Origin of the sequence: Xenorhabdus sp. KJ12.1, assembly GCF_963876495.1 — a bacterium.
Taxonomy (GTDB): Bacteria; Pseudomonadota; Gammaproteobacteria; order Enterobacterales; family Enterobacteriaceae; genus Xenorhabdus; species Xenorhabdus stockiae.
The window spans coordinates 130,607-143,903 of record NZ_CAWNQH010000072.1; the positions used below are offsets into that span (position 1 = coordinate 130,607).

General features: G+C 39.2%; 15 protein-coding genes. 11 read left to right on the forward strand and 4 right to left on the reverse strand.

What is annotated here, in order from left to right:
• Nucleotides 1–177 precede the first annotated feature (177 nt).
• From AACS92_RS12135 to AACS92_RS12145, 3 genes are all read left to right on the forward strand, one after another.
• Entirely contained in the window at nucleotides 178–744 is a 567-nt protein-coding gene (locus tag AACS92_RS12135; protein ID WP_099108612.1) for a single-stranded DNA-binding protein, read from the forward strand.
• Nucleotides 745–878: 134 nt separating this feature from the next.
• On the forward strand, nucleotides 879–1,226 hold the full coding sequence (locus AACS92_RS12140) for a hypothetical protein (protein ID WP_099108613.1): 348 nt from the start codon (nucleotides 879–881) through the stop codon (nucleotides 1,224–1,226).
• A 256-nt stretch (nucleotides 1,227–1,482) separates the two neighbouring features.
• Nucleotides 1,483–2,130, forward strand: coding sequence for a hypothetical protein (locus tag AACS92_RS12145; RefSeq protein ID WP_099108614.1), 648 nt, complete (start codon nucleotides 1,483–1,485; stop codon nucleotides 2,128–2,130).
• Between the two features lie 125 nt (nucleotides 2,131–2,255).
• Here AACS92_RS12145 and AACS92_RS12150 read toward each other — a convergent pair whose 3' ends face one another.
• Nucleotides 2,256–2,483 (reverse strand): hypothetical protein, encoded by a 228-nt coding sequence (locus AACS92_RS12150; RefSeq protein ID WP_193756854.1) that lies wholly within the window; start codon nucleotides 2,481–2,483, stop codon nucleotides 2,256–2,258.
• 250 nt (nucleotides 2,484–2,733) lie between these two features.
• Here AACS92_RS12150 and AACS92_RS12155 point away from each other — a divergent pair, with 250 nt between their 5' ends.
• The 4 genes from AACS92_RS12155 (at nucleotide 2,734) to AACS92_RS12170 (ending at nucleotide 4,225) form a co-directional block, all read left to right on the forward strand.
• Entirely contained in the window at nucleotides 2,734–3,204 is a 471-nt protein-coding gene (locus tag AACS92_RS12155) for a hypothetical protein (RefSeq protein WP_099108616.1), read from the forward strand.
• 108 nt (nucleotides 3,205–3,312) lie between these two features.
• Nucleotides 3,313–3,588, forward strand: coding sequence for a hypothetical protein (locus AACS92_RS12160; RefSeq protein ID WP_099108617.1), 276 nt, complete (start codon nucleotides 3,313–3,315; stop codon nucleotides 3,586–3,588).
• Between the two features lie 96 nt (nucleotides 3,589–3,684).
• Entirely contained in the window at nucleotides 3,685–3,873 is a 189-nt protein-coding gene (locus AACS92_RS12165; protein WP_153044736.1) for a hypothetical protein, read from the forward strand.
• A complete protein-coding gene (locus AACS92_RS12170; RefSeq protein WP_099108618.1) occupies nucleotides 3,842–4,225 on the forward strand; it encodes a hypothetical protein in 384 nt (127 codons plus the stop codon). The genes AACS92_RS12165 and AACS92_RS12170 overlap by 32 nt, the downstream gene beginning before the upstream one ends.
• A gap of 123 nt (nucleotides 4,226–4,348) precedes the next feature.
• Here AACS92_RS12170 and AACS92_RS12175 read toward each other — a convergent pair whose 3' ends face one another.
• A complete protein-coding gene (locus AACS92_RS12175; protein WP_099108619.1) occupies nucleotides 4,349–5,557 on the reverse strand; it encodes an IS256 family transposase in 1,209 nt (402 codons plus the stop codon).
• 135 nt (nucleotides 5,558–5,692) lie between these two features.
• The gene (locus tag AACS92_RS12180; protein WP_099108620.1) at nucleotides 5,693–6,490 is read right to left on the reverse strand and encodes a hypothetical protein; all 798 of its coding nucleotides are present in this window, start codon (nucleotides 6,488–6,490) and stop codon (nucleotides 5,693–5,695) included.
• 469 nt (nucleotides 6,491–6,959) lie between these two features.
• Here AACS92_RS12180 and AACS92_RS12185 point away from each other — a divergent pair, with 469 nt between their 5' ends.
• Nucleotides 6,960–7,433, forward strand: a complete 474-nt coding sequence (locus AACS92_RS12185) for a DUF1643 domain-containing protein (protein ID WP_099108621.1) — start codon at nucleotides 6,960–6,962, stop codon at nucleotides 7,431–7,433.
• 125 nt (nucleotides 7,434–7,558) lie between these two features.
• A complete protein-coding gene (dinG, locus tag AACS92_RS12190) occupies nucleotides 7,559–9,628 on the forward strand; it encodes an ATP-dependent DNA helicase DinG (RefSeq protein ID WP_099108622.1) in 2,070 nt (689 codons plus the stop codon).
• 496 nt (nucleotides 9,629–10,124) lie between these two features.
• Here the strand turns inward: dinG and AACS92_RS12195 are convergent, their stop codons facing one another.
• Nucleotides 10,125–10,736, reverse strand: coding sequence for a TetR/AcrR family transcriptional regulator (locus tag AACS92_RS12195; RefSeq protein WP_241537876.1), 612 nt, complete (start codon nucleotides 10,734–10,736; stop codon nucleotides 10,125–10,127).
• A gap of 166 nt (nucleotides 10,737–10,902) precedes the next feature.
• Here AACS92_RS12195 and AACS92_RS12200 point away from each other — a divergent pair, with 166 nt between their 5' ends.
• Entirely contained in the window at nucleotides 10,903–12,144 is a 1,242-nt protein-coding gene (locus AACS92_RS12200) for a Tm-1-like ATP-binding domain-containing protein (protein WP_099108624.1), read from the forward strand.
• Nucleotides 12,131–12,991, forward strand: coding sequence for a phosphoenolpyruvate hydrolase family protein (locus AACS92_RS12205; protein ID WP_099108625.1), 861 nt, complete (start codon nucleotides 12,131–12,133; stop codon nucleotides 12,989–12,991). The genes AACS92_RS12200 and AACS92_RS12205 overlap by 14 nt, the downstream gene beginning before the upstream one ends.
• The last annotated feature ends 306 nt before the right edge of the window (nucleotides 12,992–13,297 follow it).

The following is a 13,297-nucleotide window of genomic DNA, read 5'->3' on the forward strand; positions in this document are numbered from 1 at the left end:
TCACTATAAAAACTAAAGCTGTAGATTGGGCTGCTATCTATATATTGCAGCCTTTTTCTTTTGGTGTATCAGGCTAATTCTTTCTTTTTTGTTAAAAAGACTTTGGCATCAATTTGTGAATGGTAAAATTGGCATCATAAAACATCATTAATCACCATCAACGAAAAGGTACATATTATGGCTTCTAGAGGTGTAAATAAGGTTATTCTCATAGGTAATCTGGGACAAGACCCAGAAATTCGTTACTCACCTAATGGTGGGGCTGTCGCAAATATCACGCTGGCTACTTCCCAGTCATGGCGCGACAAGCAAACTGGTGACATGAGAGAGAAAACCGAATGGCATCGTGTAGTTATATTCGGCAAATTGGCAGAAGTTGCAGGTGAGTACCTGCGTAAAGGTTCTCAGGTTTATATTGAAGGTGCTTTACAGACACGAAAATGGCAAGACCAGACTGGTCAGGATCGTTACACGACAGAAGTAGCTGTTACGCCTATTGGTGGCACAATGCAGATGCTGGGTGGTCGCAGTAATGCAGCACAGGATGTACCTGCACAAAGCGGTTGGGGAAAACCACAACCACCACAGGCGTCTCAACAATTCAGTGGAAATGGCACTCAATCATCTCGTCCGGCACAGTCTCCGACTCCGCAAAGCAATGAGCCACCAATGGATTTTGATGATGATATCCCGTTTGCACCGATTGGAAAACAATATAAAAAACATGCCATTACGGTTATTTAGATAGTGAAATCCCTTCGGATATCCAGATAAAACGGCAAAGATAAATTTGAGCAAATGAGAGCGTTCAGAAATTAGGAACGCCCAAACGTTTACCGATGGTTAGCCTAGAAGAATAACTGATAGGAATAAACGTAATGGATGAGTTACAGACTGCTTTACAGTCATTGTCTAACAACGGTAGTTGGGTGGATGCCATAATTTATAGCGGAGCTGCTTTTATCGGGTTTTTAGTACTCTCAGCGTTGATGAGAAGTATGTTTTTAGTCATCCTTGGTGCGGTGGCTGCATTCTATGTTTTTTCATTGCAAGCACCGGACTATAAAACAGATCAACAGGGAATTGCTCCTGATAACGTGGTTTCAATGATGATCAAGAAAAGCAACTGTGCTGCTGACAGTGTGGATGAGATAAAGAATATTGGTCAAATTATCAGAAACGGAAATGTGCTTGATATCGCGAAGGAGTGCAAGTTAATACCATGATTCATATGGTATAAAAGGGTTTATTTCCATTGATTGAACGATACTGATATTCTCCGATTAAATAAAGTGCAGGTGGAGTAATTATATTAATGAGTGGCATAAGTAAAACAATTATCCATTTTTTTCGTAATTTCTTTTGTACTAAAAAAGAAAAACAAATTAATTCACGGCGCGAACATAATGACACTTTGTATTTTTTACGTCATGGGCGAGCACCAGTGTTTACCCATCCAGATGATTTACTGGAGCGAAATAAATGAATAAGTCACACTTTGACTTGTTAATTGAAGCAGAGCAAATGCGGACGATACTCTCGTCCGTAAAAGATTTATCGACGCAATCTGATGGTGTGATGATTAATGGAGAAGTTGTGTCTTGGGAGAAAGCTTTTCCACTGATAAGTGCCTTTCCTGATTTTCAGTCAACCCGGCAGCAAACTGATGAATGGATGGGGATCGCTGCGTCCACTTGGGAAGTGGACTTTCATAACCGCATTCAAAAGTTGGTGACACGAAAAATCTCAGAGAAAAGCACACTGGAAAATGACAATCTCTACCTGTGGAGTTTGCTTCATGTTACAGATAAAATTATCCGCCGTTTACTGAAATATACGGATCATAAAAGGCTACAGAACGCCGAACCTGAAACTTTGAGTGTAGCAAAAGACCTTTTGACCGCACTAAGCTCTGTTACCAGTGGAACCCAATCCACAGCCAGAATCCGAAATGAGTTATTTTTATCCGGAATAGACAACGTTTTCATGGAATTTCAGATGCTTTATACAAAAGCTAAGCAGGACGGTAGAAATGCAGACTCTGTTATGTACGCTGATATTTTGATAGTCATAAGGGAACTGAAAGAGCAGATTACTACAAAAATTAGATCTACAACTGAACCTTCATAATATGAATTAAAGGATAATGGAAAAACAAAACTTAGATAACAATGAAATATCAAATAAAATTAAAAGTATTTGTAAGTTAATTCAAGAAAATAAAGAATAAAAATACTGGGATTATCCCAGCATTTTTATGTAATTGTATTCATTCTCTTAACGTATTCCTTTTCTCCTTCCTCCATCCCTTTTTCGGTCAGCCGGTACGCCACGCGCAGTGTTATTTTGTCTCTGTATTTGAGCAGGTAACCCCTGTCTTTCAAAGTCTTGCATGACACTGAAAAATTGCTGATTTGCAAATCTACAGCGCGAGTTTTATTTAAAATTTTACGTAGGTCACTGACAGCTACAGGACTGTTCATTTTTTTATCCAGAAGAAATAACGAAAAAAGGATATCCCTTTGTATAGCTGACATTCGATGCTTCGATTTTATTTCTGACATATCACACACTCTTAATCATATTGTATATGAATAGCATACATTCAGCAGTAAACTGTGTCACGCATAAGTAATGGGGGGGATTTTGGACTTGAGATCAGGCGATGTATGATACATGTTATTTATTTCTGTTAGTTCTCCGCACATATTTTCAAAGTGAAAAGGTGATTTCATGAATAAATTAAAGTACCTCCGTTCTGGGATTGTTCTCGGCGGTGTTATAGCCATGTTTGTTAGTTCTGGAACAATGGCATCAATGTTTAACACTCAGGCAAAAACGGATAATTATTCTAAAGTACAGCCGACTCGAATTGCTGGTGAAACACCTGAAACACTGAGGGCCTATAAAGAAAGTTGTCCTGAGTGCGTGCTGGTGGCTAAAGACATCGCTAATATGCGTCAGCAATTCTGTGACGACCGTAATGCAAACATTGATACTGCCATTGCAGGTGATCCCGTGTATGCGTACCTGAATGGCGTGCGCATGGTGCTTTCTTCTCGCGGAGGTTATTACAGCTCAATGTATACATCGGCCCGCCAGATTGTCGAAGCTAACGTTGATTGCAACAATGCTCAGGATTGGATTGATCGCAGTCAGCATGTTCTCTCTCAGACATTTAATAACGGTCAGCCGCTAAATTAATTTCTTACTTTAAAAGGGTTATGCAATAGTTGCATTTTTTTCTTTTCAGCTGTTTGACCTAAAAAAATTATGATTAAATTTAATTAACGTAAAAAAGGAGTCAAAAGTATGATTGATTTGAAAGCACTTTTTGAAGCAGATGTGGCTGAACGTTACAAAGTTCCGCTCCTTGTAGTTCAAGAGCAGAGGGACGGTGAAAGTTATAACATTGACAGTAGATCTATATTCTCGCACCTTCATTGGGAATGGCAGGCATGGAAACGTTGTCATGAAAGTCTTACTCACGCTTCTATGGTAGAAGGGGAGTTGAATGCTGAACAGCAAAAAATTATCAAAAACATACGTGAATTGACTGATAAATTATTACCTCCAACAGAGTCATAGCTATAAAAAAGCAATATTTCAGCGCATTCATAACGATATTATCTACTGTTGGCAAAGGAAGGCCAGCTTTGGTTAGGTGATTGTGAAAAATGCGGTATGAAAAGCGCATTAGTTGAGACAGAAAAAGGGTACGAAGACTGGCTGTATGAAGGGGATAAAGTGATATGTAATGGTTGTTGGCGCATGGGCCATATTGTGATTTTACCTTGTGAACCCGTGCCTATGCTGAATGGGACGCATGATTGGAGGAAAAATGACAGACAAAATCGTTACTCTCAAATTTAATAACGATAATAAAATTAGCGCTAGCACCACAATCACTCATAAAACACCCGAACAATCCCGCTGTAAACATCCTGCGATAACAATCAATGAACAATATCGCATCGTCAAATGTAATCAGTGTGGCTGTAATATCGATGCATTTGATTATCTACTGGAATGTGCGCGTGAAGCTGAACACACAGTGAGGGAAATTAAAAAATTATTCAAACAACGAGATGATCTGAGAGCTTCGTGTGACAACCTGCAACGGGAAGAAAAAAACACAAAGGTTCGCCTGCGAGGCGCAAAAACACAATTGCAGTTCTTGGAAAACGATATCAAGAAAATTCAGGAGGCAGAAAGAAATACCTAATTCCAGCCACTATCACCCAAATTAGTAGGTTACCTATTAACTGGACTGGACTGCAAGTATTTATTTGCGGTTTTTTGTCACTCTTAGACCTTGTTTAGTATTTTGTGTAATCGCCATTTCCAATTAAACATGACCGTCTAAACGGTCACCAAATTCAATCATAAAACGACTCATCGCAAGACGCCAATCTTGGATAGGCATAGTCCATTTTTTAGACGCCGCTTGAATCGCCAACCAGATCACCTTTTTCACCGAATCATCCGACGGGAAGATTTTGCGTTTCTTGATAGCATGCCGAATGACACTGTTTAGCGATTCGATGGCATTCGTCGTATAAATCACCTTCCGGATTTCAGTTGGATAGGCAAAAAACGTGGACAAATTATCCCAGTTTTCTCGCCAGCTACGGCTAATTTGTGGATAACGCCCATCCCATTGTTCAGCAAAAGCGTCCAAAGCTTGTAACGCTATTTCTTCTGTCGGGGCCTGATAAATCTGCTTGAGATCTTTGACAACCGCTTTGGCATCTTTCCAGGATACATAGCGCAGGTTATTACGTATCATGTGGACAATACACAACTGCACCCGAGTCTGTGGATAAACGGTATTAATCGCTTCCGGAAACCCTTTTAACCCGTCCACACACGCGATAAAAATATCTTTCAGTCCCCGGTTATAGAGGTCTGTCAGTACGCCAAGCCAGAACTTCGCTCCTTCATTCTCGGCCAGCCATAAGCCCAGCAGTTCCTTGTGACCTTCGGTATTAATGCCTAACGCGATGAAGACCGATTTATTGATAATCCGGTTATCCTGACGCACTTTAACCACCAGGCAGTCCAGATAAACAATCGGATACAAGCTGTCCAGGGGGCGGCTTTGCCACTCAATGACCTGCTCTTTGACCGCATCGGTCACTTTGGCAATCAGTGACGGTGAAACTTCAGCATCATAGAGTTCTTTGAACGCGCTGGCGATATCGCGAGTGGTCATTCCTCTGGCGTACAGGGCCAGTATCTGGCTGTCCATGCCCGTAATCCGCGTTTGATTTTTCCTGATGATTTGGGGTTCAAAGGTACTTTCACGATCGCGGGGAATTTGCAGCGCCAGTTCGCCTTCTTCAGTCATTAGCGTTTTAGCAGAGTAGCCATTTCGGGTATTAGAACCCGTTTTGGGTTGGTGTTTTTCATGGCCCAGATGTGCGGCCAGTTCGGCTTGAAGGGCCGTTTCCACGGTCAGTTTTTTGAGGAAACGGGAGAGCTGACTTAAATCTTCGGGCGTTTTGAGATTTTTAGCCAGCTCAGTAGCCAGGGCTTGTAACTGTTTCTCGTCCATCTTTTCACCTGTTTTAGTTGATAAATTAAACATATCAAAAACAGGCAATTACACAAATTTAGAAACAGGGTCCACTCTTACGGTGATACTAAGAGTGACAAATCGCGTTCATTTCACAAATTTTTCCTTATGTGATTAGGCAGGAAAAGATTGTGTTACTTGACTTTTTTGGTGAATAATTTTCATTGCATCTTGAACCGTTCTAGGTCTAGCTGAGGTGCGCATAATGTCACAAAATTCCTCGTGCATATTATGATTGATGGCTTTCTCCATTAAGACATCAATATTCTTGATACTAATCGTTTCAGAAAGGATAATTTCTACCTTTTTTTTACGCATATTACGTGCCATAAATGTCATAAAACCCCCGAATGCGAATAAAGAGATACTGATAGCTAATTTCGTTCCGAGTAATGTTTGCTTATCTGTAATCAATAGCACCAGAGATACACCACCTAATAAAAAAGCAATCGTACTGATGAATTTGATAAATTTTATAGCTTTCATAGACAAAAAATAGATAAATTTGTCCCAATCTGATTCTCTTTTATTTTCAATTTGGTAGGCTTGGGCTAAAGCATGTCCAAGTCCGAAATTTGCTTGACGGATCGTGATGGGATTAGTTTGTTGGGCCACCCATTCGTTGAATTCAGTAGTGATACCGTTGTTCTTGACTATTACTGTGAATTTGTCATTTCCCGGCCATTTGAATACCTCATCGAGATATTTTTCATGTAATCTAGCCTGATTAATTACGCGACAGGTATAATGGAAAATAATTCCGGCGATCATACAGTTGATGCTTATAACTATTTGATTAATAGTCAGTTCATCGGTTACAAAAAAATTTATTATTATATTGAATAAAACGACAATACAGATGATTAATGAACCTAGAGAAAAAATAAATATTGTTTTTAATTTGTTATTCAAAGATCACTCCAATTATTAATGAGATATACATAGCCAGTTCAGTTCAATGCGGTATTGTTATTTTTTTAACCAAAATACGTCTTTTGTGACTTTTTAACACCTATTACCTCAAAAATATATTCTTTCATCGGTCAAAAAATTTTCCATAACGTGCCGCAAACGTTGAAACTAGCATCTTTTGATATTTTCACAGGATATGGCAGTATTAACAACATTATGATTTCTCTTCATATGTGACACAATGGTCACAAGATAATTCTCTATACCCAATGGATTTCAAGCTGCATCGCGGCGGTAAGGGAGCTAATCCCCGGGAGCATAAATAACTATGTGACCGGGGCGAGTGAGTGCAGCCAACAAAGAGGCAACTTGAAAGACGAAGGGTATATAACGACAAGATACGTCGTAAATCTTCGCCCAGCGCGTGCGGGAATATAATACTTTCTTTATCTTAAAAATAAGGACGCCAATGAAATCATCAGCGACTATCTCTAAGTGTGGTAAGTACAGGTATGATCTATGTAGAATTTGGGATAGTAGTAAGCCCTATCTCATGTTTATCGGACTAAACCCATCAACAGCAGACCATGAAACAGATGATCCGACGATAAAGAGATGCATAAGTTTCGCCAAAAAACTAGGTTTCGGTGGAATGTATATGTGCAATCTGTTTGCTTTCAGAGCTACACGACCTAGCGATCTATTTGCCGAAGATAATCCAATAGGGCCAGATAACGATCTATATATTAAAAAACATTCAGATGAAGCCGGTATGGTCATAGTTGCATGGGGCAATCAGGGTATCCATTTGGGTAGGTATAAGAATGTGTTGGATTTGATAGACAAAGAGTTGTTTGTCTTAGAAATAAATAAATCAGGACAACCAAAACATCCACTCTACATACACAACGAAAAAGAGCCTCAGCCATTCCATTTACCATAATATTCTTACAATTACTCGTCATTAGCGAGGGTTCCTATGTTAGCCCTTCAATAGTTAGTCAATCCCTTCGGCCCCCAGTCGGCAATGATAAAATCATTCTATCTTAACCATCGGGGCCAACTGAAATGACTGCTAAGCCAACGCAGACCACCAGCGAAATTATCGCAACCGCCTATGAGTCCTTTTTGAAGCACAAGGGGGTAACTGCTCGGATAGGGCAAAAGCGAATGATGAACTTATGCTATGACATCGTGAACAGTATTGAAGTGAACAATGAAGGCCAGCGTACTGGCGATCCCGCTGTGTGTGTCATTGAAGCTGGCACTGGCACTGGTAAAACGTTGGGTTATTCTATCCCGTTAATCCCTCTTGCAAAGGCCAAAAAGAAAACATTAATTTTGTCTACCGCGACTGTCGCATTACAGGAACAAGTTGTGTTCAAAGATTTGCCTGATATTCGTACCAATGCAGGTTTAGATTTTACGTTTGCAATGGTGAAAGGTCGTGGTCGCTATTTTTGTAAACTCCGTGCTGAACGTGAGTCTGATAAAAGAATGAGTATTTTTGGCTATGAAGATCAGAGCATTAAAATACTCAAAGACAAATTCGCCGATGGGCTGTGGGATGGTGATCGCGATACTTATTCCGTCGAGGTACGCGATGAAGTCTGGCAAAAAGTTAATGCTGTTGTGGGCCAATGTCCATCACACCTCTGCCCGTATTACGCAATCTGCCCATTCTTCAAGGCTCGTAAAGAGTTAGATAGTGTTGACGTTGTTATAGCAAACCACGATATCGTTTTGGCTGATTTGTCTCTGGGGGGAGGTGTAGTGCTGCCTGACCCAAAACAAAGCATTTTTGTCTTCGATGAAGGTCATCACCTGACCAGTAAAGCAATAAATCACTTCGCTTCTTCATGCTCCATCGATGCAACAGTGAAGTGGGTTGATGAGATTTTCGATATGATTATCCCGCTGGTGGATAATTACAATAATGAAATGGAGCAACTAGCAACTGAGCTACACTCTAAAACAACCAAACTGAAAAAAGAACTGGTGGAAACAAAAGACTTCTTGTTGAGAACACTACCTTTCAAATCTGAGTATGACAAACGTGAAACCTGTATTTTTCCTTCCGGAGAAACGCCAAAAGAGGTTATTAATTATGCCAAAATTGTCGGGAAGATCTTAGGCGATATGAACAAAATTAATGGCAAGATGTCATTAATAATTGATGGCAACTTGAAGAACAATCCTGATGCCGGAGAGCACAAAATGATTGTGGGGGAGCTGACTAATCGTTTCGAAACCCTAATAACGGCATGGAGTGATTTTGTTAACGTTAAACATCGCGACAAAAACGGTATTCCTTTTGCCCGCTGGGTTGACGTTAATCGTGAAAAGAAAAACGAAATAGTCATCAATAGCAGCCCTGTACATGCCGGGGATATGCTGATGAAAGATGTGTGGAGTGTGGTTTTTTCAGCTATAGTCACCTCTGCAACTATCCGTACTCTGGGTAAATTTGATGCCTATCTAGATCAAGCTGGCTTACCACCAACAACGCCTACCTTACTGGCTCAAAGTCCGTTCAATTACGAAGAAAATGGCGTTCTGTTTATTCCTAATATGAAGTTTTCCCCGAAGGACATTGAAGGGCATACACTGGAGGTCGGTACTATGTTACCTAAGCTGGTGAATCGCCTAAAAGGCTGTCTTGTTCTTTTCGCTTCTAAACGCCAGATGGCTGATGTTTTTGACATGATGCCTGATGAGCAAAAAGAGAGTATTTTGATGCAGACTACACTGCCTAAAAGCGAGATTGTTGCCCGTCATAAGTTGCGCATTGATCACGGCGAGCCAAGTGTAATTTTTGGTATGGCCAGCTTTTCAGAGGGCGTGGATTTACCGGGGGATTACTGTAATAACGTCATTATTGCTAAACTACCGTTTATGGTGCCAACTGATCCGGTCAGTCTGACGCTTGCTGAATGGATGGATTCAGTTGGGCGTAATACATTTGAAGAAATTTCTGTTCCTGATGCGTGTATTAAGCTGATTCAATCCGTGGGGCGGTTAATCCGCACAGAAAAAGATACCGGTGCAGTTACGATTCTTGATAACCGTCTTGTCACTAAGCGTTACGGAAAGGGTATTCTTGATTCTCTACCACCGTTCCGTCGCTACATTCGATAATGAAAATGAGGTAGTAGGGAAATAGAAATAAATGCAAGCATGATTGTTATTAAATGCTTGCACTTATAGTCAGGTCAATACGACATAGATTCGTTAATTGGACAAGCTATAAGGAGAATGAAATCAAGATGAACGAATCTAAATTATGCTGACATAAAACCCCCGTGAGGAATTTCAGCATATATCCATTATCCCATCCTGTTTTCTGAATCTTAGTTTTCACCTCTACCTTAACAGTTACCTCACATTATAATGTTTATTATTTATACTATTTTAGTAAAATAAAGATTAATATCAATTATTTATTATCACTTTACTGAAATTGTTAAATTTATTATTATCCTATTTCTAAGTGAAAAAACTACTACAAAATTATTATTCTACTTTTGTATTGAATATATCAATTATTGAAGTGGTTTCACTGGTTTCTAGGTTAAATTTAAAGTGTTACCGGGCTTTTGCCCGGTTTTTTTTCATTTATATACAATATTCTATTTTAGCTTTCAGCGATGGCTTGACGGATGATCATTTTTGCTGCCCAAGTAGTTAAATTTATAATTTCCTCGTTCTCTAAGTTAAAAGTATCTTTCAGTACAACCATAGCCTCTGTACCGTATAACACTGAAAGTAACATAACAATTTTATGTACAGTGTCATCACTAAGCTGATTTTTAAGAGGTTCTAGAGCAAGTGAAAGTGACTCTCTGCGGTTACTTTTTTTTATAAATGATAGCTGATTACAATTTTCTTCTTTAGATACCGTTTCTTGCCAACGAAGCTGTGCTATACGTAAAGCATCTCTCATCAATGCTTCATGCTCTTCTATTTGCCCATACCCCCATTTGAACAGTTTTTCAACATTTTCTTCCGCGTCAGAGCCTATTTTGGGTGCAACAAAAGAACCGATAACTTGTTTCACAACATATTCCACAAATTCATTATGGGTTTGAAAATAGCTGCGCAATGTAATCTTTGCATACTCTGCCTCATTGCTAATCTCTTTAGGGGATGGAAACATTTTTTTACTATATAGCTTCAAAGCTGCGTTAGTCATCCTTTCAAGAGTACGGCGTCGGATTGGAGATAGATTTTTTTCATCAAATAGCATTATTCAAATACCTTAAAAGGGTTGGTTGAACATCGATTAAAGCCAAAAATATCATTAATAATAAAAAATATCCTTAAGGATAAAAAATATCTTGCATGGTAGAAAATATTAGCATAGCTTTACATTCGATTTTTCAAAATTTTTCCATGTACACGGAGTTAGTGATATGAGTCGGTTTGTAGGGATCATTGGAACAGCAGACACAAAACTGGAAGAACTTCTTTGGTTGAAATCTTGTTTATGCCTTGCTGGTGTGGATTCAATGATTATAGATGTATCTACCTCAACGCCAGTAGATGATAAACAAAATGAAAAGGTCGATATATCTCCATTCCAGATCACTGGATACAACCCGGAAGGGAGTGACACAGTTTTTTGTGGTGAACGAGGTAAAGCGATCTCGGCAATGTCTGTTGCTTTGACGAATTTTTTACACAATTCAATCGACGATATCGCTGGCGTAATTGGTATAGGTGGTTCAGGTGGAACAGCATTAATTACGCCTGCTATGCAGAGTTTACCCGTTGGGTTACCAAAAATAATGGTATCAACGATGGCATCAGGAAACGTTGCTGGTTATATCGGTGCCAGTGATATTGCTATGCTCTATACAGTCACTGACCTTTGTGGATTAAACAATATTTCTCGCTCGATATTATCTAATGCTGCAAATATGATGGCTGGTTCTGTCAATTATATGATGCCATTAATCAAAGCAAGCAGACCTAGCTTAGGGTTAACCATGTTTGGTGTTACTACATCATGTATTAATCAGCTTACCGCAGAGCTAGATACCGAATATGACTGTCTGGCTTTCCATGCTACTGGTAACGGTGGAACAAGTATGGAGAAATTAGCCAGTGATGGTGAGTTACTTGGTGTCTTAGATATTACGCTAACAGAAATTGCGGATCTGCTATTTGATGGTGTTTTGAGTTGTCCTGATACTCGCTTAGATATCATTGCAGAAAAAAATATTCCGTGGGTAGGTAGTGCTGGTGCACTGGATATGATTAATTTTGGTTCAAAAGAAACAATACCAGAACGTTACAGAAATCGGACGTTTATCGAGCATAATGCGCAGGTAACGTTGATGCGAACCACACCTGAAGAAAACTATCAACTTGGAGTCTGGATAGGAAATAAGCTCAACAAATGTAATGGGCCAATTCGTTTCATTATTCCAGAAGGTGGATTTTCTGCGCTGGATTGCCCTGAACAGCCTTTCTATTTACCGGCTGCAACGCAGGCGTTCAGTGATGGGTTAGAAAAAACGGTGAATCAAACTGAACAGAGGAAAATCATAAAAACACCTTCCCATATTAATTCACCGCAGTTTTGCTCTCTTGTTAAACAGCATTTTGAAGAAGTAATGCAACATCAGGGAATTTTTAATGATGCAGTATGATCATATTATTAAAACAATTAAGAAAAAAATTGAATGTAGTGAACTTATTATCGGAGCAGGAGCAGGTACTGGTCTTTCTGCCCGTAGTGAGGAAATAGGAGGTGTAGACCTTATCATTGTTTATAATTCAGGGCGTTACAGAATGGCGGGCAGAGGCTCATTAGCCGGATTAATGCCATACGGTAATGCTAACCAAATTGTCAAAGAAATGGGAAACGAAATATTACCTGTAGTTAAAAAAACTCCTGTATTGGCTGGGGTTTGTGGAACTGACCCATTTTGTAATATTTCTCTTTTTCTTGATGAACTTAAAGCTCTGGGGTTTTCAGGTATTCAGAATTTTCCAACAGTGGGGCTTATTGACGGAAAATTTAGACAGCACTTGGAAGAAACAGATATGGGCTATGGACTGGAAGTTGAACTTATTCGTCTGGCACATGAAAAAGGGATGTTAACTACTCCTTATGTTTTTGGCCCGGACGATGCAGTTGCAATGACAAAAGCAGGTGCTGATATTATCGTTGTGCATTTGGGACTAACAATTGGTGGTGATATTGGTGCTTGTACTTCATGTGATTTAGAAACCAGTATATCTCTGATCAACACTTGTGCTTCGGCGGCTAAGGCTATCCGAGATGACATAATAGTTCTGTGTCATGGAGGGCCTATTTCGGAACCTAAAGATGTTGCCTATGTTTTGGACTCATGTCCTGACTGCCACGGATTTTATGGAGCTAGCTCTATAGAGCGATTGCCAACAGAAATGGCTATTAAAGATAGGGTGCAAAATCTTAAAAAGTTAAACAGAAGTAATAGAATTTCTGTTCAACAAAACCAAGAATATTGATGTTTTTTTGAACATTAAGAAATGATGTTCTGGGGAGAATATCATTATCTAATAGCTGCTATGTGGTGTGGGGAATTAAAATAATAGGCCGGACGTTAAGTCCGATCTATTGTTTTATCTCTATTAAATTAATAATTAGGAGTTTTTTAATTTAGATTCATCATATGAAATTAAAATATACTTATAAAGTATATGTTTTATTATTTAAATAATATCGATTGTTATAATTTTTGTGATACTTTAAAGCTATAACTATATGTCTTTAGACCATATACAATCTAGATTTATAAAGACTTTGAACGCCAT